Here is a 26,782-nt window from a genome sequence, read left to right as displayed (position 1 = left end):
CGTGAAGCGAAGCCTCAAGCAGATCCAGTACCGACCACACCTCGTCGACGGATGCCTCGCAGGAACCGGTCTGATCATGGACGACTGACCACGATCAACCCGACATCACCCAATCAAGTTCAGTAGCGACCTGAGTCGGAATGTTCTACCTCGATCGATCGGTGGTTGGACCCGCTCCTGACCGGGTGCGGCTGGGCACCAGTCGTCGCAGCGCCCGAACGCCGGACGAGTTGCCGAAGAGCTCAGGGAGTCTGCTTCCCGTGCAGGCGGAGATGACCCCTCGTTCGCACCACACGTGTGGTGAAGCTTGTCGTGCTGGCGCGCGGTTGCCCTGATGGGTTTGTGCCCGGGTTGTATTACCGGGCGGTGGCCACGACAGGTATAACTCGCCGGGGGTCGGGAGTCGGCCGCGATACTGCATCGTGATCTTCGTCACGGGTTGCAGGGTTCACGCTTGGAAATTTGGATAAGTCCGTCAGTAAATAGATCCATCTGCCAGGTGCGGGTTGAAGGAACGGCGGGGAGTGGAATCTGGATAGCTGTTGTCTACGGCTGTGAGTGCGGATAGGAATGGGCCCCTCTTGATCGTTCTTGTGGGGGATCTCCGTGCGCATCGCGCGTCCGTTTGTTGTCGTCATCGCTTTCGTCGTAGCCGTGTTGGCCGGGACAGAGCAGGCCGTCTTGGCTGTGAATCAGTGGGTAGCTGCCGCACAGGTTCCGGGCGCGGGGGAGCGCCCCGGTCAAGCCTGGGGTTCAGCGCGTGGTCGCAGCCACGACGCTGCGGGAAGTGCGACCGACGCTTCTGCGGGCGGTGGTCGTGACGGTGCGCAGAAGGCGCCGGGCGAGTTGCCGGTTGATAGTGGTGCGGCCACCCGGATTGATCTTGGTGTCGAGCCGAAGCCCCCGGCTTCCCTGCCGGCCACTGCGGTCCCCGTCCCTGCGGTGCCAGAGCCGAAGGGTTTCGACCCCAAAGCCAGTACCGAAGTAGCCGGGGAGCGCGCGGAGCGTGCGCGTACGTTCGTGAACAAGGACGGCACCTACACGACTCGCTATTACAACGAGCCGGTCAACTTCCGTTCCCCTGAGGGGAAATGGAATCCGATCGACACACAGCTAATCAAGCCATCGAGTAGTGGCGCGCGAACGATGAGTCTCTCCGAGTCTGGATGGGAGCCCCGCTCGACGCAGGATTCGCTCTACTTCGCCGAGTACGCGGACGCGGAGACGCTGGCCCGTCTTGGCGTGAGCGACAGCGTGTCCATCGGATACGGGATCGAGGGCGCCGCACACTCCACGGGCAGGGTCGAGGGAAGCGTCATCACCTATCCCGAGGTCCGTACGTCCTCCGATGTGGAGCTGATAGCCGGCAGTGACTCCATCAAGGAGACGCTGATCCTCAAGGACAAGTCCGCGCCTACTCAGTGGCGATTCCCCCTGACTCTGAACGGCAACGGCCTGACCGCGAAGCTCGACGGTTTGGGCGGCGTGGCCTTCACTGATGCAGAGGGCAAGCAGCAGGGCTGGATGCCCGCGGGCTGGATGGAGGACTCCCACCGCGCGGAGAACGCCAACGAAGGCGTCATCTCCTCTGGTGTCACGTACTCGCTGGAGGAATCGGCCGGTCGTCAGATCCTTGTTGTCACGCTGGACGCGGAGTGGCTGTCGGCCCCGGAGCGGGTCTTTCCGGTGAAGGTGGACCCGTCGGTGGCGGGCGTGTCGTCCACCTCGGGCACGTTCGTTGAGTACCCGTACAACACGAACTTCGCCAGTAACACCAACATCAAGGTCGGCACGTACGACGGGGGCGGCCACAAGGCGGCCAGCTTTCTGAAGTTCGACGGGCTGGGCAGCGGCGCGCTCAAGAACGGGTACGTGATCGCAGCGAGCCTCTCGCTGTACAACACGTGGTCGCAGTCGTGCACGGCCCGCCCTGTGACGGTGCACCAGATCACCTCGAACTGGTCCGAGTCCAGTACCTCCGCATGGCCTGGCCCGGCGACCGGTCCCGCACTCGGTTCGAAGAGCTTCGCGCACGCCTGGCGCCCGGAGGGAACGTCCACCTGGTCCTGCGCGCCGGCCTGGGAGGGTATCCCTCTCGGTTCCGAAGGCCGTCAGCTGGTGGATGACTGGACGCACAACCGCAAGCCGAACTACGGCCTTGCGGTCAAGGCGTCGACCACCGACTCGAAGAGCTGGAAGCAGTTCGGATCGGACGACTACCCCGGCGGCGCCCCCAGCCTGGACGTGACGTGGACGGGCTACGGAGCCGCGTACCACCTGGGCGGGTTCGTCCAGCCGATGACGGCCACCTCCGAGGGCACGTTCAAGGTCACCGTTACCAATCAGGGGCAGCAGACCTGGCCCAAGGGTGGAAACTTCAAGCTGCGCTACGACCTCTTCGACGGCAACAACAGCCGGATCAACGTGGGTGGCGACTGGAGCAAGGTCCGCTGGACGGACCTGCCGCACGATGTAGCCCCGGGTGGCTCGGTGACCGTCGACGCCAGGATCGCGCCGCTGGCACCGGCGACGTACACGCTGGTCTGGACGATGGACGACTACGGCCTTGCCAGCTTCGCCGATCACGGCGTGCCCGGAGCCGCCATCAAGTTCGAGGCGGTCAACATCCCGCCTTATCTCACCGGAGCGGCGCCGCCGAGCGGCTCCCTCAGCGACACCCTCACCCCGACCCTGTGGGCTGCCGCAGCAGACAAGGACCGATTCCCCAGCCCCCTGACGTACCAGTTCGAGGTATGCGAGGTCGAGGGCAAGGACACGCGTAAGAACTGCAAGCAGTCCACACCTGGTGCCTCGCAGAGCTGGGCGGTGCCCGCCGGCTGGCTGACCTGGTCCAAGACGTACGCGTGGTACGCGTATGCCAACGACGGCCAGGCCAAGTCGACGCAGACGCAGCCGTCGATACTGACGCCCCAGGTCCCGCAGCCGGTGATCACCGCACACCTCGGCGGCGCGGACAGCGGACGCGGTTTCGGCGAGCGGGCGGGTAACTACACGACCGCTGCCACCGACGCCGCCGTGCCGGTGGTCGGCCCCGAACTCGCGGTCACCCGGACGTACAACTCCCAGGATCCTCGCCAGGGCAACGCCTTCGGAGTGGGCTGGGCATCCCGCTGGGACATGCGGGCCAAGGCCGAAACCGACGGCAATGTCCTGATCACCCTCGCGGGCGGCAGCCAGATCCGCTTCGGCCGCAACAACGATGCCACCTACAGCGCACCCTCCGGCTCGATGGGCACGCTCACCGCAGTCACAGGCGGAGGCTGGACGCTACGCGACGCGAGCGGCGCCCTTTACACGTTCGACGCGGCCGGCCTGCTGAAGAAGATCGCTGACGGGCACGGCCGCGAGCAGGTGCTCACCTACACGGGCGGACTGCTGACGAAGGCCACGGACACGCTGTCCAAGCGCGCCCTGACCTTCACCTGGAGTGTCGGCCGCGTCAGCTCCGTCAGCACGGACGCCGTCGGGCCCGCCGCTCCGGCGCTGAAGTGGGCCTACACGTATAGCAACGGTCGGCTGACGAAGGTGTGCCCGCCGACCTCGACCACCGCGTGCACGGTGTACGAGTACACCGCCGGTTCGCAGTACCGGAGCACGGTTCTGGACGCCAATCCGGTCTCCTACTGGCGGCTGAACGAAAGCGAGGGCGAGAGCGCGGAGAGTGAAGCGGTCTCGCGTACCGGCCTGAACGCCGGCCGCTACCGCGACGTCGGCCTCGCGAGTCCGGGCGTATTGACCGGTACGGCCAACAAGGCTGCCACCTTCGACGGGACCAGCTCTCACGTGGAGATCCCCGAGAGCACGCTGGCCTCCTCGAAGGTCCTGACCGTGGAACTGTGGTTCAAGACCACCAAGCCCGGTGTCCTCGTCGGGTTCCAGAACACGCGGCTGGGTGACGGCGTACCCACCCGGTGGAGCCCGGCCCTGCTCATCGACGCAGCGGGCAAGCTCCGCGGCGGCTTCGAGCTGGCCGGCGAATGGAAGAACCCGCTCTCCTCGACCGCCACGGTTACTGACGGGACCTGGCACCACGCGGCCCTCACCAGCAGCGGGACCAGCGAGACCCTCTACCTCGACGGCCAGAGCGTCGGCTCCCGCACCGGGGCCGTCGACCACAACACCAAGAACTTCGCCTACCTCGGAGCCGGCTACTCCAGCACCGAATGGGACAACAATCCAAATCGGGGAGTCCGCTACTTCAGCGGCAGCATGGACGAGGCCGCCGTCTACCACCGGGCCCTTGATGCCAGTACGGTCCGTTCCCACTACGACGCACGCACCGGCACCTCCAAGCTGAGCAAGTCCACCTTGCCTTCAGGCAGGATCGGCGCCCACGTCACGTACGACAGCGAAACCGAGCGCGCGAACCAGGTCACCGACGAATCAGGTGGCACCTGGCAGATCTCCGCGCCCCAGTACTCCGCGGGCTCCCAGGCCTATACCAACGCCGTACAAGCAACCAGCCCCGTCAACTACTGGCGCTTGGGCGACAGCAGCGGCGCCGCCGCGGCTGACGAGATATCCAGCGGCGGCAACGGCTCCTACCGCGACGGCGTCACCCTGGGCACCGTCGGCGCGTTCCTCGACGGCGACGACGGCTCAGTCTCCCTGGACGGTGCCAAGGGGGCCATCGACGTACCTGCCGAGACCATCAGCGGTGCGACCGCCCTCGCCATCGAGCTCTGGTTCCGCACAGACAAGCCCAACGGCGTACTCCTCGGATTGCAGAACACGGAGCTGGGCACTACTCCCACGGCGTGGAATCCCAGCCTGCTCATCGATGCCGACGGAAAGCTCCGCAGTGAACTGTGGCGCGGCACCAAGGGCACCCCGATCATCAGCAGCACCCGGGTGACGGACAACGCTTGGCACCACGTGGTGCTCTCCGGCGGTCCCACGGGCCAGACGCTGTACCTCGACGGCACCAAGATCGGGTACATGGCCGGCGCGGTCACGCCCGAGACCCTGGTGCAGGCCTACCTCGGCGCCGGCTACTCCAGCCCGGAGTGGGACGGACAGCCGAGGGGAACGCGGTACTTCTCCGGCCAGCTCGACGAGGTCGCGCTCTACAACAAGGGATTGACCGCCGCCACAGTCGCCAGCCACTACAAGGCCCGCACCCGCCTGGTCGCCGGAAGCGGCGACCAGTACCAGGGCACGGTCATGGCCGATACCCCGTCCAGCTACTGGCAGCTGGACGAGACCACCGGCACCCTCGTCACCAACAAGATCACCGCAACCGGTGGCAACGGCACCTACACCAAAGCAAAGCTGGGCACCACAGGGACGTTCGGCATCGGCGACCGTCCAGCAGCCGAATTCACAGGCGACGGATACGCCGAACTCCCCGCCGCCCGCATTGCCAGTACCGACCTCTCGGCCGAGCTCTGGTTCAAGACCACCAAGCCCGGTGTCCTCCTCAGCGACCAGAGTCAGGCGATACCCGACCCCGGCACCAGCTACACGCCGGTGCTGTACGTCGGCTCCGACAACAAGCTCCACGGCCAGTACTTCACCGCAGGCATCGCAGCCACCAATGTGTCGCCCACTACGGTGACGGACAACCAGTGGCACCACGCCGCAATCACCGCCCAGGGGTCCACCCAGACCCTCTACCTCGACGGCACCCAGGTCGCACAGGCCACCAACGTGCCGGTCCAGCACCAGACCAACAAGCGCACCTACATCGGAGCGGGCTTCACCCAGTACTGGCCCGCTTCTCCTGGGGGCGGAGTCAACTACTTCACCGGTCAGATCGATGAGGTCGCCGTCTACCCGCGGCCCCTCACGGGTGAGCAGGTCGCCAAGCACTACAACGCCCGCACTCGCGCCTCAGGCTCTTCCCTCGCCTCAACCGTGACCGTCACGGACCCCACCGGCGCCAAGACCAGCAGCACCTACGACGCCGTGCGCGGCCAGCGCCGTACCGCCTCCACGAACGCGGACGGCGGTGCGACGACCTACGCCTACGACACCGGCGGCTTCCTCCACACCGTCACGGACCCCAACGGGCACGCCACCGTCTCAGGCCACGACGAGCGCGGCAACACCGTCTCGAGCACCACGTGCCGCGACGAGAACTCCTGCTGGACCGCGTTCGCCGACTACTACTACAACGCAGCCGACCCGCTGGACCCGCGAAACGGCAAGCCCACCGCAGCCCGCGACGCACGCTCCACCGGTGTAGCCGACAACCGCTACCGCACGGCCACCTCGTACACGCCGCTCGGCCTGCCCGACACCGTGACCCTCGCCGACGGCCGCACCTCAACCACGACCTACACCACGGGCAGCGAGCCCGCAGTCGGCGGCGGCACCACCCCCGCCGGCCTGGTCGCGACGAAGAAGAGCACCGGCGGCATGACCGTCTCCTACGCGTACTTCGCCAGCGGTGACCTGGCCAAATCGACAGCGCCCTCCGGCCTCGTCACCACCTACACCTACGACGGCCTCGGCCGGAAGGTGACCGAGACCCAAACCTCCACCGCCACCCCGACCGGGGTGACGACGACCTACACGTACAACGCCATGTCCCGCGTTTCATCCGAGACCGGTCCCGGCGTCAAGAACGAGATCACCGGAACCACACACACCGCCAAGGTCAACCGCACCTACGACGCGGACGGTCTGCTGCTCACCGAGTCCACCCAGGACACGACGGGCGGCGACCTCACACGGACGGCCACCTACCGGTACAACGCCCAAGGCCTCAACGAGAGCGTGACCGACGCGGCGGGCAACGAGACCGTCTTCGCACACGACTCCATGGGCCGAGTTGCACAGGAGACGGACGCTGCGGGCAACGTCGTCACCCACTCCTTCACCAAGCGCGGCAACCTGGCCGAGTCGGTCCTGAAGAACTGGACCGGCGACCCGTCCGGCCAGACCCGCGACCTCGTCCTGGTCTCCCACGCCTACGACCCGGCCGGCCGCCTCGCCTCGACGACGGACGCGATGGGCGCCACCACCGCCTACACCTACTTCGACGACGGTCTGAGAGCCACGACCACGGCGAAGAGCGTCACCATGTCCGACGCCACCAGGCACGACATCGTCCTCGAGTCCAACGACTACGACGGTGCGGGCAACCTCACCAGCCAGACGACCGGTAACGGCCGAACGACGGTGACCAACACCGTGGACGCCACCGGCCGCACCACAAGCACCGCCTTCGACCCCAACGGCCTCAACCGGGTGACGACAACGGCCTACGACGGCGACGACCGGGTCACCAAGGCGACGCAGTCCATCGACGCCACCGGCAAGAAGCTGACCGGTACCACCGAGTACGACACGGCGGGCAACCCCAAGAAGGCGACCGTCACCGACGGCACCACGACCCGTACCAGCTCCGCCACGTTCGACCAGCGGGGCCTGCCGCTGACCGAGGTCAGCCCGCGCGGACACACCACCACCAGCCGCTACGACGCCCTCGGCCGCCTGGTCGAGCAGACCGCCCCGCAGGTGCAAGCCGAAGAGAACGGCGCCGCGGCAACCGCCGCCACGCCCAAGACCCTCACCGGCTACAACACCTTCGCCGAGGCCACCGACACGCGCGATGCGCGCGGCATGGTGACCCGCACCGAGACCGACAAGCTGGGCCGGCCCACGGCCGTCACGCTGCCTGACTACACACCGCCCGGCGGCACCAAGATCACCGCCGTCGCGCGCACGGCTTACGACCCGCTCGGCCGCCCGGCCTCGCAAACCGACCCGCTGGGCCGCGCGACATACTTCACCTACGACCAGCTCGGCAACCTGGCCAGCAAGACGGACCCCGCGCTCGGAGCTGAGGGAACGACCCTGCAAGCCCCGGGAACCACCACCTTCAGCGGCGCCAGCACGACCTTGTCCGGTGGCGGGGTCAGCACCTACACCTGGACGCCGACCGGCCTTCCCCTGTCGGCTACCGACCCGACCGGCGCCCGTTCCCAGACCACCTACGACGAACTCGGCCGGAAGCTGACCGAGACCACCATCGAACGCAAGCCCACCCTCAAGAACCTGGTGTCCTTCTACGCATGGGACGACGCCAGCAACCTGAGACTGATCAGGACCCCCGGCCAAGGCCTCAGCCGGGCCACCCACAACGCGGCCGGTGAGGTCCTGACCACGACCGACCCGCTGGGTGCGATCGCCAAGATGGCCTACGACGGCCTCGGCCGCACGACCGAGACCACGGACGTCACGGGCCGCAAGACGACGACCGCCTACGATGTGCTGGGCAATCCCACTGCCGTCACCGACTTCGGAACGGGCACCACCGCGCTGCGTACGGTCTCCTCCGAATACGACGGCGACGGCAACGTGACGGCGTCCACTTCGGCTACCGGCGCGCGCCGCACGTACACGTACGACGCACTCGGCCGGATGACCAGGCAGGTAGAACCGGTCACGGCTACCGACTCCATTACGACGACGTTCGGCTACGACGCGGCGGGAAACCGCACGCGACTGACCGACGGCCGAGGCAAGGCGACTTACTACACCTTCACACCGTGGGGCCTGCCCGAGTCGACCATCGAACCAGTCACTAGCCAGCACGCGGGTGCGGACCTCCGGACCTGGACCACCACTTACGACGCCGCCGGCCAGCCGGTCGCCGAACTCCTGCCCGGAGGAGTCAAGCGCCAGCGCACCTACGACGCCCTCGGCCGACTTACAGGCGAGACGGGCAGCGGCGCAGCAGTAGCTACCCGTCCCCGAACCCTCTCCTACGACCTCGCCGGCCGCATGACCAGCTCCGGCACAGACGGCATCCTGTCCAACAACACTTACACCTACAACGACCGCGGTCAGCTCCTGAACGCCGACGGACCGTCGGGCAAGTCCACCTACACCTACGACGCGGACGGCAACATGGCCTCCCGCACCGATAGGGCCGGTGCGACTGCGTTCACCTACGACCTTGCCGGTCGTCTGCTCACCACTACCGACCCGCTGACCGGCACGCAGGTGCGCAGTAACTACGACGCGGCGGGCCGGCCGACACAGGACCAGTACGCCCGCCCCGCCACCGATGGCACGTACACGATCGGTGCCGCACGCACCTACACCTACGACAGCCTCGGCCGCCTCACCAAGAACACCGTCGCCCGCACCACAGGCGGCGACGTACAGGGCTTGACATACGACTACGACCTGTCCGACCAGCTCGTGAAGAAGACCGCCGTCGGTGTGTCGGAACCGAACACTTACGCCTACGACATGGCCGGCCGCATGACCTCTTGGAGCAAGGGCGCCAGCACCGTCCCCTTCGAGTGGGACGACGCGGGCAACCTCACCAAGCGCGGCACCACAAACGCCACCTACGACTCGCGCAACCGCCTGGAAACCTGGGGCACAAAGACCTACAACTACAGCGCCCGCGGCACCGAGCAGACCGTCACCGACTCCGCCGACGTCAACGCCACGCAGCAAATCAAGTCCGACGCTTTCGAACGCACCATCACTAACGGCACCAGCACCTTCACCTACGACAGCCTCGACCGCGTCCTGACCCACAACGCAAAGGCCTTCACCTACGACGGCGGCTCCAACAACCTGACCAGCGACGCCACCAGCACCTACACCCGCACCCCCGGCGGGTCCCTCCTGGCCAGCGCGACTACCGGAACCCCCGCCTCGGCCAGTCTGGCCATCACCGACCAACACGACGACCTAGTCGCCAGCCTCAGCCCCGACGCCACCACCGTCACCGGCGCCCGCACGTACAACCCCGTCGGAGTGATCACCAGCACCTCGGGCACCAACCCCAACATCGGCTACCAGTCCGGCTGGACCGACCCCACCAGCGGCGAAGTCAACATGGCATCCCGCTGGTACCAGCCCGGCACCGCTAGCTTCACCAGCCGCGACACCTGGCAGCTGGACCCGAACCCTTCCGTCCAGGCCAACCGCTATGCGTACGCCAACGCATCGCCGCTCAATGGAACCGACCCCACCGGCCACTACGTGGACACTGGCACTGGTCGCACCGCGACAGCACCCGTCATTCCCAGGCCGTCCACCCAGCCCTCCTCAAGCGGCTGGGGAGCACTCGGAAGGTCAGCGGCATCTTGGGGATTCCGAGCAGTCAGTATTCCGCGCTACATCTTCTGGACGAGTTTCCTCGCGGGCGAAAACAGCATCGGCTACGCCTCGTGCGAGAACACTCCTCAAGGTTGTGGTGGCTGGACAAGCATGTTCGGCGGCCCCTGCAACCACTGGCTGTGCGGCAAGGGCTCAGCACCTAGTGGCACCTCTACCCCGTGGCAGATCGGAACAGCAGCAAGCGGGTCACGAGGAGGAGGCGGAGGTCGCTGCCTGGTCAGATGCAACGTACGCACCGTCACCAACCCGCCTCCGCCGCCGATCGACCAGAACCCCAACAACGGTCCGAACCCGGTGATCGCGCCGGCGCACACCCCCGAACTCGACACCACAGCTATAGACGACGCAGCATGGGCCGTTGGTGACGGATGGGCGCAGGTCATAGGTGGACAAGCGGTACTTCAGATGCTCCAAGGGAACGCCAACTTCACTCCCAGCCAGAGCGCGGAAGTTCTACCGGCTCCTACCGATGTATTTGGTGGGAAGAATAATGGCCGCGATCGCACTGACGACAAGTGCGACGACGGTCCAGGGGTTAGCGAAACTGGCCATGCCGTCTATCTCCCCCGAGAGCGCTACTACGACGATTATGAGGGCAGTTACCAGTGTCGAGCCACTGGAGTGTATGGACTGCTGGACATGAGCGACTACAACAAGGGGCGAACATATCCGGGGACAAATACGAATGCTTCAACAAAGCCGCCAGGGATGAATGAAATCGAGAGCCAGGGGTACACTGCTGCAAACGGTCACCTGATACCAGCTGCAGCAAGGGGTTCTGGGATCGATCTCCGGAACCTGGTGGCGGAATATGAGAAAACGAATACGCCATACTTGAATCACGGTGTTGAAGCTGAAATCAGAAAGACTATAAAATCAGGGAAGCGGCTTTCGATCTCCGTCACGCCTCATTACGATAACGGCACTTCGGGAATCCCTACGCGCATCGAGTATAATTACGGGGTTCCTGGAGCATGGATGAAGCACTGCGTTATCCGCCAGTCTCCGACAGGTGGTTCTACTATGGGTAGTTCGGACTGCCCGAGGAGGTAAGCATCGTGAGCGGCGAATACTTGCCAAGGGTGATGTCCTTGCTGGGTAAGGAGACCGGCAGGCGTACAGATCCGGAAGCGTGGGTGCGGATAGAAGGCGACCTCGGCTTCTCCTTGCCGGACGACTATAAGGCGCTAATCGAGGCTTACGCTCCGGTCAAAATGAATGGGCATCTGCTCCTTAACCACCCGGAAACGCCGCGATGGAACCTCGGGGAATTTATTCGTGACACGTGCCTCGCGTGGTCAGATATTCCATGGGATGACGAAGTGGACGGAGATCCACGAGTAGTCCTCAATCTGACTGAGATGGAGTTCGGGACGCTGCGCGGGTTGACGCCCATTGCGTCCGCAGATAGCGGACAAACGATCTTCTTGGCGAAGGGTCCGGACGGTCGGTCCATCCTGTTTGTCGAGGACGGTGATGGCGAGTTCTTCGAATATTCGATGAGTTTCTCGGAGTGGCTCTATAGGTATTTGGCAGGCGAGGATATGTCGGGGCCGAATTCTTCCTATTTTTACCCTGGTCCGGTCGCGTTGGAGTCGCGGCCCATGGTGCAGGGTGAAGAAGTCGTACGCTGGCATGGACCTGCTCGTGGGATTTGAGTGAGCTCAGTTTCGCTGTCACAATGACCTGCCACTTTACTTGGCGGGTCGTTGTGTTTTCTTCATTGAGTTCAAGGTGCCATTGCATTGAGGGTCGCCGGCCAGATCCGAAGTGATCGCGCCACTGGAACAATTTGGTGGGGCCTGTTTCCCGCGTCTGACGGCAGTAGTTGACGGCAACGCCGGTGCATGGGGTGGTCTCCATGGCGGCGGCCCATCGGCTAGGCAGTCAGGGGTTGCTAAGGAGGGGCCGGGACAAATCTCTGGCGGTCCGTGCTGGTTCCTGCGGCCTGTACCTGGTGCCAGGGGTTTTGGGCGCGGGATTGGGCGCGGTCGAGGTACTCGCGCTTAACCGTGGCCGAGCCCGGTTTCCAGCGGCCTTGCTTCGTCGGGTCGGCGCCGGCGTCCGCGATTTGTTGGGCTCCGCCGCGGCGTAGGCCGTGTGAGGTGACCAGGTGCCAGGTGGGGAGGCCGGCCAGGTAGGCGCGGTGGCGGACCCAGTCGTTGAGGGCGTCGCCGGTGACGTAGTCGCCGCGGGCAGTGGCTGTGGTGCGGTTCTGGAGCCGGCCTGTGGAGGTTAGGGCGCGTAGGAGGGGGCCCTCGTGGACTCCCATGCGGTGCAGGCAGTTCAGCCAGTCCCGTACGGCTGCGACCGGGTCGTAGCGGGGGGATGAGGGGTCGGCGGGGATGAAGGTGCTCTCGCCCTTTCCCTCCTGGTCGGTCTTCGAGTGGGCGATCCACAGGTCGACTCCGCCGTCCTCGACCTCGACGTCGTCGATGTCCAGGTCGGCCAGTTCGATGCGGCGGTTCAGCGCGCCCCGGCCCACCAGGAGCGCGCAGCGGTCCCGCAGGCCTGCGGGTGAGTGGAGGTCGCAGGTGTCGACCATGGCGTGCAGCATCGCCTCAGTGATGGCCGGCGCCTTGCGGACCCGGTTGCGCTTGCCCCACTCCTTGCGGTACTCCGCCAGCATGCCCCGGGCTTCGGTCGTGCCGGGCCGGCGGTCCTCGGGCATCCACATGCGGACGCCCGACATGTACGTACGGATGGTGTTCGGCGCCATCTCGCGGGCGATGAGCCCGGCGACCCACTCCACGTACGTGGCCGTCGTACAGGGCCGAGCCACCCTGCCCATCTCCTCGCACCACTCGGCGAACTTCCGACGCTGACTCGTGTAGTTGCGGCTGGTGTTGGCGGGAGCGGACTTGTCGCGCAGGCGCTGTGCAGTGCCCGCGGACACCTCGAAGTCCGTACGGGTGTACGTCGGCGCATCCGCCTCCGTGGGGACGGCCTCCGCCGGGTAGAGGATCGTGTGCTGGTCGACCAGGGGACGAGGTGAGTGTGATGGGTGGACCTGGGGTACCGGTAGCAGCTCGCCTTCCGCGACGAGCTCGGCCTCGACGATCTCGTCGCTGTCCCGGTCGTCCACCGCGGACTGCTGATGCTCGCTCATGTGCCGCTCCCCTGACGATCGTTCCTGGGCAATCACCCTTGTATAAGGGAATTTATACGAGGGTCGTCGCGTCTGCCCCGCGGAAGCAGACGGAACGACGTCCCGCTACCACGCTTCTGGTCGGCGATTCCGGCTCGCTGCCCCGTCCATGGGGAAGTTCCATCGTGATTCCTGCAGGTCAACGGTTCTGGTGTGACGAGTCGTTGGGGTGCTCACGCAGCTCATCACGGTGATCGTTGTGGGTAGATCATCGGTCACCGCGCCACCTGGTGGTGTGTCAGCACCAGCAGGGCCCGCAGCGGCGCGGTCGCGTGCCGCAGATGCATGCGCACCTTGGTCAGGATCCGGAAGGTCTTCAGGCTCGCGAAGCCGTGCTCGACCGGCGCCCGCAGGCTGCTGATCAGCCGGTTCACGACCTTCTTCGCTGACGACAGGCGCTTGACGCCGCTCGCCTTGAAACCCGTGATGACCGCCGACTGCTCCTCTGCCCCCTCGTCCAGACCGACGAATCCCAGGTCGGCAACTGCCGCAAGCTCCAGCTCGCGCAGTCGCGCGCACAGCTTCTCGTAGCGGGCCGCCGTGATCTCGCTGCAGGCGCCGCGGCGGGCGGAGGAGATCCGCAAAAGCCGCCCCTTCGCATCGGTCAGGGCGAGAAACAGCAGGCCATGCGCCTTGTGCTTGCCCGAGTAGTTCTTCCGGTTCGCCCGCCCAATGCGCCGCCGGGTGCGGATCAGCGTCCCGTCCAGCAGGATCACCCAATGGCGTGGACCGGGACGAGTACATCGCCTCTCCCACGCGGCTGTTCGCGGCCGGCCACATCGGCTACGACAGACATGGCGGCGTCTAGCCATTCCACGCTTCGGCCCGTCAGATGGGCGGCCGAGCGGAGCGGCGGTGACGGCTGGGGTGGAGCGCGACCCGGCGGGCGACGCCCGGGTCGTTCGCGGTGAACGGTCGGATCTGCAGCAGGCCGCCGTCTCCCGGGACTGGCTGCTCTGGTCGGGAGCAGCCCGACGTCCTGGGCTACGCCGTCGACCCAGCGGCCGTCCGGGCCGGGCTGGCCCTGCAGCAGCCAGACGACCGGGTCGGTGGCCAGGTACAGGACCTGCCGCCGCGCCTGCCGGTAGGCGCGCAGTATCCGCCCCAGCGAGGCCTTCAGCTTCGGCGTGAGCTCGACCTCGACCTCGACCTCGACCTGGAACAGGCGTCCGTCGTCGCGCACCAGGACCAGGTCCGGCCAGTGCAGCGCCCGACGCCAGCCAGGATGGCCGCTCTCCCTCCAGGACTCAGGTCGCGTCCGTCCGGCAGGTCAGCGTGGGCGCGCCCGCGGCGCGGACGCGCTCTGCCAGGTCCCGGACGTCGAGCGAGTCGAGCTCGAACCACACGGTGCCCTCGCCCTCGACCACCCCGAGTGCGAACACACTTCGTCGGCTACCCGTACACCGCGCGCGTCCTGCACTGCGAAGGCCCTTCTGGGCGCGGGTCGGGGAGCGGTGGTCTCCTGAGCATCCCGTGCCTGATGGGTGTCGGTTCCAGCGGGGGCCCGTACATGGTCGACCTCGACGCGGCCGGTGCCGGCCGAGTCGTCGCGGTGAACGTAAGCGGTGACGAGGAGGTCAGCTACGGAACGGCCCTCGGCCCCTTTGCCCAGCGCCTCTACACCGAGTCCGAGCAGCACCGTTGAAGCTCCTGGGCGCACGGCTCCTGCCGGGTGCCTTAGCCGGCTGCCGCCAGCTGCTCGTGCTGACGCTTCATGAGGGAGACAGGAGGCCGTTGTCCATCCGAGGGGGTGAGATAGACGGCCAGTGACCCACCGGTTCGCACGATCGTCATGATCTGCCGCTTTGCGGGAGCTTCGTCGGCGGTCACCGAGTAGGAGACGGATTCGTCACCCACGCCGGCGGACGGCAGCGGCGCGAGGGTGACCGGGTCCGACCAGCCGCGCTGGGAGGAAGCCGAGAAGCTCTTGCACACGGTGAGAGCCGCGTGCAGCTCGCTCATCCAGTCCTTCGCCCCACCCGTCGCGAAACTGGAGAGCACGACGCTCCCGCCGGAGTTTCCGTTCTTGTCCTGAAGCACAGCCCAAACGGTCCCGGTGGGTTGATGCCTGGGCTTGACGCTCGTCACGTCGGCCAGTGGCTGACAGGCCGGATCGGACGCCGTGACGACGTCCTCTTCCTCGAGGATGGGCCATCGCTCGGGCATGACGGTGAATCCGGAGTGCTTGCCGTCCAAGAGGGCGTCCGCGAGTTGCGCCGAGGTGAGCATCGCACGCCCCTGCTCCCGCGTCTCCCTCGTCTCTTCTGTCTTCCCACTGGTGCAACCCGCTGCTGCGGAGGACAGGACGACGAGCGCCAGCACTCCCCGTATGAAGCCACGCACGCTGTGTCTCTCCATCGTCGAAGGCCGGAGAACGGATTCTCGCAGGCACGGCCCGTCCGTCTGCCAGCAGGATGCCCGCTAGCTGCGGATATTCGGCCGCGAGGGCTACGGCGTTCACGCCATCAAGCAGGTTCAGCCGCAAGCGGGTGCAGAACATGCTCGACCAGGCCGCCCGGAGGCCGTCGAACGCCGAGGTCACAGCAGGTACGAGAAGCGCAGTGCCCCGCCCTCCTCGCGGTAGCGGTCCCGGCCGCGCTTTCCGTAGGGGTTGGGGAGCATCTGGATGGCCGTCCGGTGCGGGGTGCGGACGTGGGTGACCACCAGGAGGCGCCAGTGGTCGTTGCCCGCGTGCTGCCGGGCCGCGCGGACCTCGCTCTCTCCGAGCTCGAAGCGGCCGCCTTCTCCCCCGGTCGCCTTCACCTCGTACAGGTAAGGCCGGCTGCCGGAGCCGACCTGGAAGTCGAAGCCGAGGCCGTCGTCGCCGGACGGGCCGGGGAAGGCCTTGCGGCGGTTGCCCGACACCCAGCCGGTCTCGTCCATGCCGTCCGGGTAGCGCTCGCACAGCCACTGGTACGCGTACCACTCGCCCACGTACCCGATGGCCTCCCGCTGGACCGCGGTGAGCCCGCTGTCCGTGGTGCCCCCGTACGGCCTCCCTCCCGTGCGTCCGGTCGTGGCCCGGGTACGCCCGGTCTGGGGACGGGGGTCCGTGAAGCGGAGCGGCCCCGGGGCCGTGATGCCCGGTGCCGAGCCGCTCCGCAGGACCCGCTCCAGTTCGCGGGTGAGGGCGGTGAAGTCCCCGGAGTACACCTCGAAGGGGCGCCCGCCGACGGAGATGGACCGGCGCTCGCGCTCCCGTTCGCGGCGCTCGTGTTCCGCCGCGTCGCGCACCCGGGCCAGGTCGGCCTCGGACAGCCCGTGCCGTGCGGGTTCCGTCTCCGCCGCCATCCCGGCGGGCCACTGCCCGAGGGCCGCCAACCAGCCGACGACGTCGGCGGGGGACAGGAGCCGGAAGTCCAGTGCGCCTGCGGCCTCCAGCTGTGCGGTGACTGTCGCGGCGGGTTCTGCTCCGGCCAGGGCCGCAGGCAGCGGGTGTCCGGCCGCCCTGACCAGGACCGCGAGGTCGGCGGCCAGGCCGGCGATCGTACGGAGGTTCGCGCCGCGCACCTGCTCGCGGGCGGGCAGGTGTTCGCCCGACCGGGCCCGCGGCACGGGTCGGCCCAGGCGCAGCGCGAGCTGCTCCTCCACGTGCGCCTCCAGGCGCGCGGTATCGGCCGTGTCCACGGTGTACGCCCATTCCTCCGGCGCGGTGATCCAGTCCAGGGCCGGTACCGAGGGCCAGTCGGGCATCGGGCGGCGCGCGTCGAAGTCCTCCAGCACCGCCCGGCGCAGCCGGTTGACGATCTCCTTCTTGCGCAGGTAGAGGTAGGTGCGCAGCGCCTCCTCGTGCTCTTCGGCGTGGCTGACCGGGTCCAGCGCCGGGTTCATCGCGCGCAAGGTGTCGTTCAGCTCGGCGAATCCGACGCCCAGGTCGCGCCGTAGTTCGTCCGTACCGCGGGCCGCGCGGGACCTGTCGATGAACTCGGAAACGGGGACCGGGAGCTCGGCGGCGTACTCCTCGAGGCGCGCCTGGAACTCCCGGGTGTCGCCCGGGGGCGGCAGGAGCAGCGAGTCCGCCGCCACCTGGCCGACCAGGTGGACGAGGAAGGGCCGGCAGCGCTCCAGGACCACGCCGATGGCCCCGTCGATCCGGCGGCTCGTCTCCTCCACCTCGCGGAGCGTGACGTCCAGGGCCTCGGCGAGCTCCTCCGGGCCGGGGTCGCGCAGGTCTGCGTGGCGGGAGGCGAGCTGGTGGGCGGCGATGCGCAGCCGGTCGCCGAACTCCCGCCGTCCCAGCAGCTCGGCGACCGCCACCACGATGCGGATCGTCTCGGGCCAGCCCGGCCCGCCTTCCGGGGCGAGGACGAGCGGATGCTTCGGATAGGGCAGCGGCAGCACTCCGCCGAGGCGGCCCGGAAGCGTCACGGGCCGGCCGTCGAGCTCGATGTCCCAGGAGCGGTAGCGGTGCAGACGTACGCTCCTGACCAGCGACGTCAACTCGCTCAACTCGGCCTCGCTCGCCCGGGGGCCACGCGCCGGGTGGTCGGCGAGGACGCCGACGGCCAGGATGAGCCAGGGCAGCTGCTGGACCAGCGGCTCCCCCATGGACACGGGGTCCACCCGTGCGCCGTCCACGGTCACCGTGAACATCAGGTCGTCGGTATGCCGGACGCCAGTGGGATCTCCGGCCGCGGCCGCCAACACCTCGGCGGCTTCCGCGGAGACACCGGGAAGGGTGAGCAGGGGGTGCGCCATCTCCCGTACCAGCAGAGCCGTCAGACCGTCGCGCTCACCGCTGACGTAGAGCACGGTCCCGCCATCGGCGCTTGCGTCGCCACCGTCGACGTCACCGCCCCGGGCCTCCCCGCCGTTCAGGGCGGACAACGGTACGCCGATCAGCCGGTCCCCGGACTCCGCGAGCAGGGCGGCGCCTTGAGGGAGAGCGGGGCGCGGCCACCGTACGAGGTCCTTCCAGGCGCGTTCGTTGGCCCGCTGCGCGGCTGGCCGGTCCTCGGCCCCCAGTGCGCCCTGCGCCGCGAGCCGTCCCAGTGCGGCGACGAGGCGGTCGCTGTCCCGGGAGTCGCCCCAGGTCGGCAGCCGCATCTCCCGCAGCCGCTCGCCCGTCCTCCCGCGCTCCAGCAGGTGGCGCAGCCGGCGGTCGATGGTCGGCGCGTACGAGGGCTCCTCCTCCAGCCCGGGCGGGCAGTGCCAGGCATCGGCCGGCCGGACGAACCGGTCGGCGCGGTCACGGCTCCGCACCGGGAGCCACGGCTGCTCCCGGACGAAGGCACCCAGCGGGGTCAGAAACCGTTCGACGTCCGATCGGCTGTGGCTTCCCCTGCTGGTCCAGATGCTGGTGAACTTCATATTGTCCCAGTGGGACAGGCCGTGCAGGACGAGCCGTGCGTACGCCGACCGCGCCTCCAGGCCGAGCCGTTCCACGACATCCTGGCCGGGGAGCCGCCAGGCGGGGGTTCCCCGGTACGGCGTCCGGGGGTAATCGGCAGTGGACCAGGCGCGGAGGTACGGCTCCCACTGCGCCTGTACCTCGGGCGAGACCTTCCCCATGCGGACCACCTGCCGGGCGACGAGACCATCGCCGTGGTCGATCCAGCTCGAGGCGTCCGGTGACGAGGTCGGGACCAGCCCGTCGGCCACCCCCGCCTCTGCGAGGAACGCCCGCCAGTCGTCAGAGGTCCCGGCCCTCTTGTCGAACTCCTCCCGCGCGGCGAGGAGCCGTCCCGTGATCGCCTTGAGGTCCTTCGACACGTCCTGCCCGGCGGCGACCACCGCCGCCAAGTCCTCGCCGACGGACTCGCGGCCCCAGCCGCGGCCGAAGACGGCATCGCTCGCCCTGATCATCCGGCCGTCCGCCGAGGGCACGTACAGTCCGAGCGAGGACATCTCCGCCCCGTCCAGCGAGCGCCGCAGCTGCCACAGCCGGAAGACGAACCGCAGGGTCTGGAGCCGCAGTCGGCGATCGGTGCTAGCACTGAGCGCCTGCCGTACGTGATCCAGCAGGCCGATCGTGTCGTACGGCCGGACGAGCCGCTCCCGCTCGAGGAAGGCACGGGCAGGCCGCCCGTGCGCATGGTCACCGTGGTCCTTCCAGACCAGCCCCGGGTGCAGGGTGAACAACCGCTTGCCGAGCAGGGCGGGCACGGACGGAGCCTCCTGCGCCGGGTTCGTCCCCGCATCCACCGGCTGGAAGAACGCCTCGCGGCGGGCACCCTGCCCGCTCGGCCTGCCCTGTGCCCCCGCACCTGCACCTGCCCCTGCACGTGTGCGCGTGCCCGTACCCGCCCTGTCGAGGGGACGGTTGGCGTGCTGCCGTGTGCAGTCCTCCGCGAGCAGCAGCTGCCTGCCGTGCAGGACGTGGCCGTCGTTCTCGAAGAGGGCCGCCAGATCCTCGTACAGCGCGCTCCACTGCTCCAGGGACCCGCCGGCCCCGGGGAGAGGGAGGCCCTGGACGATCTGTTCCACGTGCTCGGCGAGGGTCTCCGGGACCGGCTCCCACGGGTACCCGAGGGCTTTGCACAAGGTGGCCAGCCGTCTCAGCCGGTCGCCGCCGATCTCCGGATCCGCCACCACGACCCCGGCCCCGTGCGCGCGGTGTGCCGTGAGGACGGTCAGCTCGAGGTCCGGCCACAGGGCCGCGCTCCGAGGCGGGGCCCAGGCCGCCTCCGACGGGGCGCCTTCCGCTGCGAGAACAGGCACGAGCGGTACGTCGGGAAGTTCGCTCCCGTGCACGCGCAGGGCCGCCTCGCTCAGCCGCCTTGGCGAGCCCTTGTCGCTTCCCCAGCTCACCAGGTCCACGGCCAACCGCCGCATCGACGGCTCGGGCACGGTGCGCAGTACCGCGGCGGCCGCCAGGCAGGTCTCGGCGACGGCGTCGAGCAGCAGCACGTTGAGGGGATTGTCGCGGGGAAGGCCGGTGCGGTCGAGCTTGGTGAAGAACGGGGCGTTCACGTGGCCCGGGAACGGCGCGGTCTCGTCCTCGCCCATCGGCAGGAAGGTGTACATCTGCCCGCGCCGCGGTCGGGTCGTGGCGGGCAGCGGGAGCGCGACCTCGACGACGGCGGAGCGCTTCCACTCCTGCCACGTACCGTCGAGGAGCCCGGAGTCCACGGCCTCGGCGAGCGTGCCGTTCAGTCGTTCCTTCTCCACGGTGCCCCGGGCTACGAGGTAGGTGCCGGACGGGCCCAGGTCCACGGTCGCGCAGGAGACGGGGAACCCGCGGCCGGCGAGGTCCTGTACCGTCCCGAAGCGCTCCTCGGAGCGGGTCAGCTCGTACCGCTCGTCCTCCTGGCGTGGATCGCCCGGCTCGGGGTGATCGCCCAACTCGTGGCGGCCATCAGGCTCGCCTGGCCCGCCCGCCTCGCCGACGGCGGCCCGCCGTTCCAGCGTCAGGCCGGCGAGCCGGTCGAGGAAGAGCATCACGGGTACCTTCGCCCCCGCGAGCTCGCGCATCCGCAGCCGGACCTCGGCCCGGGCGGCCTCGCCCAGCAGGGGCAGCCGGACCACGGTCACGTACCCGTCGGCGGCAAGCTGCCGACAGGTCGCGGGCACATCGTCCAGCGGCAGGGGTGCCTGGAGCGGCGGATACGTGGCGGCCGCCTCTTGGGCGTTGTCCTCACCGGCGAGGAACTCCTCCACGTCGGCCTGCTGCGCGAAGCGGAAGCAGTACCCGTCCAGTTCCGGGCCGAGCGGGCTGTCGGGGTCTGCGCTGTAGATCTCGGGCGCCTCGCTGATCAGCAGGATGCTGCGGAACCCGACGCCCTTGTTCCCGATGCCCTCGCCGACCTCCTTCGAGCTTTGGGCGAGCTCGCAGACCTGCTTGACGTCCCGCCAGGTGAAGGGCGTGCCGCCGTTGGCGACGTACAGCGTCCCCCACTCGCCTTCCGCCTCATCCAGCAGGACGTGGACCCGTCCGTCGCGGCGGTCCCTCGGATGCGCGTCGTAGCCGTTCTGCAGCAACTCGATGAGGGAGCGGCCGGCGTACTCCCGCGCGGTCGCGCGCGAGGCGCCGTCCACCTGCCGTGCCATGCGCAGGACCTGCTCCGACCGGGCCCCCTCCAGCACGGACCGGCCGTACTCCCTCAGCTGATCGGCCCGGGCGTTCTTCGCCATGGTTCTCCCCCACCTCTCACCCCAGCGTGATGAGGACGGTATCCCGCGTCACTGACATCGGAGGCTCGAGGGAGCATCGCTACGGCTTCAGGGCTTCAGGGCTTCAGGGTGGTCGGCGGCGTCCAGGCCGGCGTTTGCCAGGCTGTCTGCCTGGGTCATCCCCCCAGATCCTCCGTCGCGGGCAGGCACTCGGCGAGCAGGTTGAGGACGTCGCGCCAGGCTCGCCGTGCGTGTTGTGGGTGGTAGCCGACGCCGGGGACCGTGGGGTGGTCGACCGGCGGGTGGTGGAAGGCGTGCAAGGCGCCGCCGTAGACCGTGAGGCGCCAGTCGACGCCTGCGGCCTGCATCTCGGCGGTGAACGCGTTCCGTTGTGCGGGCGGCATGATCGGGTCTTCCGACCCGACGCCGGCCCACACCGGGCAGCGAATGCGCGCTGCCTCGCCCGGTCGGCCAGTGGTCAGTGCGTTGACTGTCCCGATCGCGCGCAGGTTGACGCCGTCGCGCCCGAGTTCCAGCCCGACGGCGCCTCCGGTGCCGTAGCCGATGGCGGCGATCCGGTCGGGGCCGGTCCGGTGCTCGGTGCGCAGCACGTCGAGCGCCGCATGGCCGATGCCCCGCATCCGGTCGGGATCAGCGAGCAGGGGCAGGCAGCGGGCCAGCATCTCCTCGGGGTCGCCCAGGTAGCGCCCGCCGTGAAGGTCGAAGGCCAGCGCTACGTATCCCAGCTCGGCGAGGGCATCGGCCCGGCGGCGCTCGACGTCGCTGAGTCCCATGCCCTCTGGTCCGAGCAGCACCGCGGGCCGGCGGTCGACACCGGCCGGGAGCGCGAGGTGCCCGATCATCGTCAAACCGTCCGCCGGGTACTCGACCGTACGCGTCGTAATCGTCGTCATGGGACTGGACGGTAGTGATCCTCGAGCCGGGTCCGGCCGGTGTTCTGCCGCTGGCAGAACAGCACGCACGTGTGTGAACCCTGGATAGAGCCCGGTGGAACCGCATGAGCAGCAGCACGCCTGAGGGGCCGGTCGGGGACGGGTGCCGGTGCGCGGGAACGGAGCCCCGGGACGAACTCAGGGCGTCCGTTCACGAGGGCGCCGTCGGGTCGGTGACGAGGTGCAGGGGCGGGAAGGCAGATGAAGGCCCCGCCGGTCCTGGGGCCGTCGGGGCGAACTCGCCGATCTCAAATGCCGCCTCCCTCCAGTTGGCGGCCAGCTCGAGCAGCTGCCCTGTGTCGTGGCGGAAGCCGGGCACAGGCGTCTCCGCGTCGGTCACCCGCAGGATGGAGGCGGCAAACCCGACCGCGTGCGGGGCCGCTCCGGCGCGCGGATCGACCCCCTCCTGCAGGTGGCGGAGCACCTCGAGGCGGTCGGCGAGGGTGAGGAGCTCCTCGTACGTCCTGTTGTACTCCCTCGCTCGCGCGTCAACGAGGTCTTCATGCAGGGCTGCCTCCGGTGCTCGGGCCGTTGCCGGACGGACCGGCCGTGGGACCGGCTGGGGCCGCCGGTGAGTGGGTGACTGCGTCGGCGGACAGGGTGCGGGCGGCCTCTTCGAGGTCGGGGTGGGTGGCGGCCACGGTGCGCAGGATCCGGAGCAGGGACTGGGGTTCCAGGGGGCGGCCGTTGACGGTGGTGAAGAGGTGGCCGGTGTCGGGGAGGGCGGTCGCGCGGTGGGGTAGGTATTCGTCGATGGCGCGGACGGCGTCGTGGTGGACGGGCTGGAGGCGGGTCGCGTCGCTGGCGGCGTTCTTCTGGGGGACGTCCCAGGTGGTGCGGTGCTGTTCCTGGTGGCGGCCGTTCAGGCGCATGGCGGTGATCTGGCCGGGCCGCAGGACGTCCTCTTCGGAGTCGCGGCCCCAGAGGTAGTGGTTCAGGCAGAGGTATACGAGGGCCCGGGCGCGGTGCGGGCTCTCGCGCCGGGTGCCCTGGTACCGGTCGGCGGCCTGGGCGAGCCAGCGGCACTGGTCGGGGGTCCACAGCTCGCGTCCGGGCAGTCCGGCGGCGAAGTTGCCGCCGCGCTGGAACTGCAGGGACCTGGCGGTGCCGGTCGGTACGAGGCCGGGTCCGCCCGCGGCCGTCGGGGTTTCGAGCCAGCGGTAGAAGGACCGTACGGCGCCGCAGGCGGCATCGCGGGAGCGGGCGGCGCCGGCGTAGCCGACGGCCCACTCCTGCAGGGCCGTCGGGGTGGGGCGGAGATAGCGGTCGGGGTCCGGGATGTTCTCCCCGTCGGCACCGCATCCGACGGTGAGCCAGTGCAGGACCGCCGGCCGGTAGTGCTCGAGGGCCTGGTAGCTGAAGTGGCCGCTCGCCTCGGAGTTCGGGCCGGCGAGCCACTCCTCGACCAGCCCTGCGGCGACGTCGTGATCCATCGCACCAAATTACCGCTTCGGGCCCGAACACCGGCCCGGCAGGTGCCCGGCACCGGCTCCGAGCCAGAGGGTGGGCGCAGCACCAGGATTCGACGGGTCCGCCGTTGTGGACCGAGAGGTCCCAACCGCAGACCCACCGGCCGTAACGGGGAGAAGTCGGTGATCTCGTGCTCGGCCGGTTCCCGCAGCCGCCGCATCACCCGGGCAGTTCCAGCCCGGCCTCCACGACCTTCTCCAGCGCGATGTTGATCAGGTCCGCCGGCGGGTTCTTCGCCGCGGCCTCCTTGCGGATCGACCGCTCGGCGATCCTGCGGGCCTCGCCCTGGTCGTACTTCACGCCGACCTTCTTACGGACCAGGCCCCAGTGGTGCTTGGCGGTCCTCTCCGCCCGGTACAGCGGCAGCGTGCCCCCGTGTGCCGCTTCCGACAGCACTCGCTCGCGAGTGGCTCTGTTCACGAGAACGGGCAGTAGATCGACGTTGCTTCGGGAGGCAGCCGGCGTCGCATCCTGGCCGGAATGTTCACGAGTTTCGGGTTCTGGCACAGATAGGGTCCCAGTAGTTCTCGCCGAGAAAACAACGGAGTAGCCCCTGACCTGGCCCGTTGCCGTGTGATGAGCTTGGTGTCGGTCTCACCCCCGAGTTCCTCCGGGTGCCTGGCGAACTCGGATGTGTCGAACCTTTCTGACGGCGATGCGTGTTCGTCAGGATGTCCGCGTGATCCGGTCGGCGTACGTGGGGTACGCCTTGCTCCCGGCAGGGGCGGAGCCGTCGCCGGCGAGGGCGGCGCACTGCTTCAGCACGGCCTGGTGGAGCGCGCACGGGGCGGTGACGCGCACCGAGGTAGCCCTGCACGCGGTGGATCGTCCGGCCACCGCGCAGCGTTTCGCGGATCTCGGCGACATCGGTGGCCTTGAGGTGCTCGGCGAGCAGGCCGGGCAGGCCCCGGTGTCCTATCTCTGACCCACGGTGCAAGGTAGCTGCGGGGGCTGCGTGCTGCGCTCCAACTGCCGTGGGACGCGGGAGTTCCGCAGTTCCTTGAGGTCCGGGATGTGGTTGTAGAGCGTGCCGACGGAGACGCCGAGGATCTTGGCGATGGTGGTGACGCTGTTCTCCGGGTTGGGCAGCATGTCGCGGGCCGCGCGGATGAGGTCCTCGTTGACGACCGTGGGGCGTCCGCCTACCTTGCCGCGGGCCCGGGCGGCGGCGAGGCCCTCCTTGGTGCCGGCGACGATGAGTTCGCGGATGAACTCGGCGAGGGCGGCGAAGACGTGGAAGGGGTCCAGCCAAGGCGAGCCCAAAAGCCGCCACGGGATGATCTTGGTGGGGTGGCGGATGGGTTGCCCCGGCAAAGGTGATCACCGCCCGGGGCCAAGTGGCTTTGGAGTAATGGCGTTTGGGTCTGGCTGGTGCGCGCAGGGCCCTAGGATGAGCATGATCACGCTGGACAGGCTCAAAGCGAAGAGGTCACCGTGGTAACCCCGACTGCTCTCCATACTGGCAACCACGACGAGCTCCGGGAGATGGGCAGGTCGGGGTGGGAGGCGCTGCTGCGCACCCAGAGCCCCGGCAACTATCAGGACCCGTTCGGTGACGGTACGACCTACTACGTCAGGACGGCCGACGGCCTCGCTATCACCTCGGCCCCTCCGGCCCCCGTTGCGCCGAACGCTCCGACGGGCTGGCAGTACTGGGACCAGACCCTCGAAAAGGCTGTTTTCGTGGGCGAGGTGGACACGCATTACCTCCTGGACTGGAACGCGCCGAGGTCGAACTGCGGAACGGTGTAGGCCGAGGTGTAGCCGATCGCGCGCGATCGTGTCCCTCCCGGGCGCACGGTTGCCGCAGGCCCAGACCGTAGTCCAAGATCACGCCACGTCCCCTTTTGCCGGCATCTTGACTGGACCCCGAGGGGCTCAGCCCTTGGGCCGGTGCAGGCCGGGGATCACCGGGTGCCCGCTCCGAGCTGGGCCGGGATGCCGGTGCGGCTGGCGCGCAGGTCGCGCAGGTCGGGGATGTGGTTGTAGAGGGTGCCGGGGCTGACGCCGAGGAGCTTGGCGATCGAGGTGATCGAGTGCTCGGGGTTGGGGAGCATGTCGCGGGCGGCCCGGATGATGTCCGCGTTGACCACGGTGGGCCGGCCGCCGACCTTCCCGCGGGCGCGGGCGGCGGCCAGGCCCTCGCGGGTACCGGAGACGATCAGCTCGCGGATGAACTCCGCGAGGGCGGCGAAGACGTGGAAGACCAGCCGGCCGCCGGGGGTGGTGGTGTCCAGGCGCTCGTGCAGCGAGGTGAAGCCGATCTCGCGCTTGCGCAGTTCGCCGACCATGGTGATCAGGTCCTGTAGGGAGCGGCCGTACCGGGCCAGTTCGGGGACCACCAGGGTGTCACCCGGGGCGAGGAAGGCGTGGCACGCCTTCAGCTCGGGCCGCAGGTCGTTCTTCCCCGACTTCTTGTCAGCGAAGATCCGGCGGCAGCCGACCGCGGTGAGGGCGTCGAGCTGGCGGTCGAGCTTCTGTCCGCCGGTGGACACCCGGGCGTATCCGATGCGGATCTCGGTGCGGACGGCGGGTTCGGCGACCAGGAGTTCGAACTGGGCGTCTTCAAGTGGCGTGCTCACGCCCGGAATCCTGTCAGAAAACGGTGCTCGGGAGTTGTTGAACCATCCGGGTTTTTGAAGGGGTTCTTGAAGGCCCTGGGGCCCTTCCGGCGGTCCGCCCTGCGGCCTTCAACAAACGATGGTTATTTGAAAACTTGGCGGGGACTGTGACACACTGCCGCGCCTTCCAGTCCCCACCGCGGCTCACGACCGTGTGGTCTCAGCGGTCACCTGGGCCTCTTTGCGTGCTCATCGTTGATCCGCTTGAGCCGCTCCTTTTCCGCAGTGATGACGTTGCTGTTCGCCTTGATGGTTCCGTCCTTGTGGAGGATGCCTTCGTTCACCAGACGATTGAACGTCTTAGAACGTCCGCCAGTAGGTGCCCGACTGGGCGGCAGTAGTAGGGCAGGCACGGTTCGCCCGATCATGGAGTTCTCTACGCTTCATGATCACCGGGGGATCCGTGCCTGCCGTCCCATCATGCA

At 68.4% G+C, this 26,782-nt stretch carries 17 protein-coding genes; 5 read left to right on the top strand and 12 right to left on the bottom strand.

The window, feature by feature from the left end; all coding sequences use genetic code 11:
* Positions 1–1,146 precede the first annotated feature (1,146 nt).
* A complete protein-coding gene (locus tag AC061S_RS40315) occupies positions 1,147–11,166 on the top strand; it encodes a LamG-like jellyroll fold domain-containing protein (protein WP_478690843.1) in 10,020 nt (3,339 codons plus the stop codon).
* 5 nt (positions 11,167–11,171) lie between these two features.
* Positions 11,172–11,771: an SMI1/KNR4 family protein gene (locus AC061S_RS40310; protein WP_478690842.1), complete on the top strand. Its 600-nt coding sequence runs from the start codon at positions 11,172–11,174 to the stop codon at positions 11,769–11,771.
* Between the two features lie 239 nt (positions 11,772–12,010).
* Here AC061S_RS40310 and AC061S_RS40305 read toward each other — a convergent pair whose 3' ends face one another.
* The 4 genes from AC061S_RS40305 to AC061S_RS40290 all read right to left on the bottom strand — a co-directional run bounded on the left by AC061S_RS40305 (position 12,011) and on the right by AC061S_RS40290 (position 14,643).
* Complete coding sequence (locus AC061S_RS40305; RefSeq protein WP_478690841.1) at positions 12,011–13,222, bottom strand: site-specific integrase; 1,212 nt, start codon at positions 13,220–13,222, stop codon at positions 12,011–12,013.
* Positions 13,223–13,476: 254 nt separating this feature from the next.
* A complete protein-coding gene (locus tag AC061S_RS40300) occupies positions 13,477–13,977 on the bottom strand; it encodes a transposase family protein (RefSeq protein WP_478690840.1) in 501 nt (166 codons plus the stop codon).
* Entirely contained in the window at positions 13,974–14,444 is a 471-nt protein-coding gene (locus AC061S_RS40295) for a hypothetical protein (RefSeq protein ID WP_478690839.1), read from the bottom strand. Before AC061S_RS40295 ends, AC061S_RS40300 begins: the two co-directional genes overlap by 4 nt.
* A 64-nt stretch (positions 14,445–14,508) precedes the next feature.
* Positions 14,509–14,643: a hypothetical protein gene (locus AC061S_RS40290; RefSeq protein WP_478690838.1), complete on the bottom strand. Its 135-nt coding sequence runs from the start codon at positions 14,641–14,643 to the stop codon at positions 14,509–14,511.
* Between the two features lie 98 nt (positions 14,644–14,741).
* Between AC061S_RS40290 and AC061S_RS40285 the strand changes: the two genes are divergently transcribed.
* Positions 14,742–14,906, top strand: coding sequence for a hypothetical protein (locus tag AC061S_RS40285; protein WP_478690837.1), 165 nt, complete (start codon positions 14,742–14,744; stop codon positions 14,904–14,906).
* 32 nt (positions 14,907–14,938) lie between these two features.
* On the opposite strand, the gene AC061S_RS40280 is transcribed toward AC061S_RS40285, so the two are convergent.
* From AC061S_RS40280 to AC061S_RS40255, 6 genes are all read right to left on the bottom strand, one after another.
* Positions 14,939–15,490: a hypothetical protein gene (locus AC061S_RS40280; RefSeq protein ID WP_478690836.1), complete on the bottom strand. Its 552-nt coding sequence runs from the start codon at positions 15,488–15,490 to the stop codon at positions 14,939–14,941.
* A gap of 309 nt (positions 15,491–15,799) precedes the next feature.
* Positions 15,800–21,334 carry a sacsin N-terminal ATP-binding-like domain-containing protein gene (locus AC061S_RS40275; protein ID WP_478690835.1) on the bottom strand — a complete coding sequence of 1,845 codons (5,535 nt, stop codon included), beginning with the start codon at positions 21,332–21,334 and terminating at the stop codon, positions 15,800–15,802.
* Between the two features lie 155 nt (positions 21,335–21,489).
* Positions 21,490–22,227: a dienelactone hydrolase family protein gene (locus AC061S_RS40270; protein ID WP_478690834.1), complete on the bottom strand. Its 738-nt coding sequence runs from the start codon at positions 22,225–22,227 to the stop codon at positions 21,490–21,492.
* A gap of 190 nt (positions 22,228–22,417) precedes the next feature.
* Positions 22,418–22,690: a hypothetical protein gene (locus AC061S_RS40265; RefSeq protein ID WP_478690833.1), complete on the bottom strand. Its 273-nt coding sequence runs from the start codon at positions 22,688–22,690 to the stop codon at positions 22,418–22,420.
* Positions 22,691–22,766: 76 nt separating this feature from the next.
* Positions 22,767–23,699 carry a hypothetical protein gene (locus AC061S_RS40260; protein ID WP_478690832.1) on the bottom strand — a complete coding sequence of 311 codons (933 nt, stop codon included), beginning with the start codon at positions 23,697–23,699 and terminating at the stop codon, positions 22,767–22,769.
* A gap of 196 nt (positions 23,700–23,895) precedes the next feature.
* On the bottom strand, positions 23,896–24,156 hold the full coding sequence (locus AC061S_RS40255; protein ID WP_478690831.1) for a hypothetical protein: 261 nt from the start codon (positions 24,154–24,156) through the stop codon (positions 23,896–23,898).
* Positions 24,157–24,415: 259 nt separating this feature from the next.
* Between AC061S_RS40255 and AC061S_RS40250 the strand changes: the two genes are divergently transcribed.
* Complete coding sequence (locus AC061S_RS40250; protein WP_478690830.1) at positions 24,416–24,661, top strand: hypothetical protein; 246 nt, start codon at positions 24,416–24,418, stop codon at positions 24,659–24,661.
* Here the strand turns inward: AC061S_RS40250 and AC061S_RS40245 are convergent.
* Positions 24,652–25,050 (bottom strand): hypothetical protein, encoded by a 399-nt coding sequence (locus AC061S_RS40245; protein WP_478690829.1) that lies wholly within the window; start codon positions 25,048–25,050, stop codon positions 24,652–24,654. The two genes, AC061S_RS40250 and AC061S_RS40245, sit on opposite strands and share 10 nt — an antisense overlap.
* A gap of 120 nt (positions 25,051–25,170) precedes the next feature.
* Here AC061S_RS40245 and AC061S_RS40240 point away from each other — a divergent pair, with 120 nt between their 5' ends.
* Positions 25,171–25,488 carry a hypothetical protein gene (locus tag AC061S_RS40240; protein ID WP_478690828.1) on the top strand — a complete coding sequence of 106 codons (318 nt, stop codon included), beginning with the start codon at positions 25,171–25,173 and terminating at the stop codon, positions 25,486–25,488.
* A gap of 155 nt (positions 25,489–25,643) precedes the next feature.
* On the opposite strand, the gene AC061S_RS40235 is transcribed toward AC061S_RS40240, so the two are convergent.
* Entirely contained in the window at positions 25,644–26,318 is a 675-nt protein-coding gene (locus AC061S_RS40235; protein WP_478690827.1) for a recombinase family protein, read from the bottom strand.
* Positions 26,319–26,782: the final 464 nt, after the last annotated feature.

Source organism: Streptomyces sp. CA189 (genome assembly GCF_056428985.1).
Note: the sequence above shows the minus strand (reverse complement) of the source record. Positions and strands in the feature narration are given on the sequence as shown.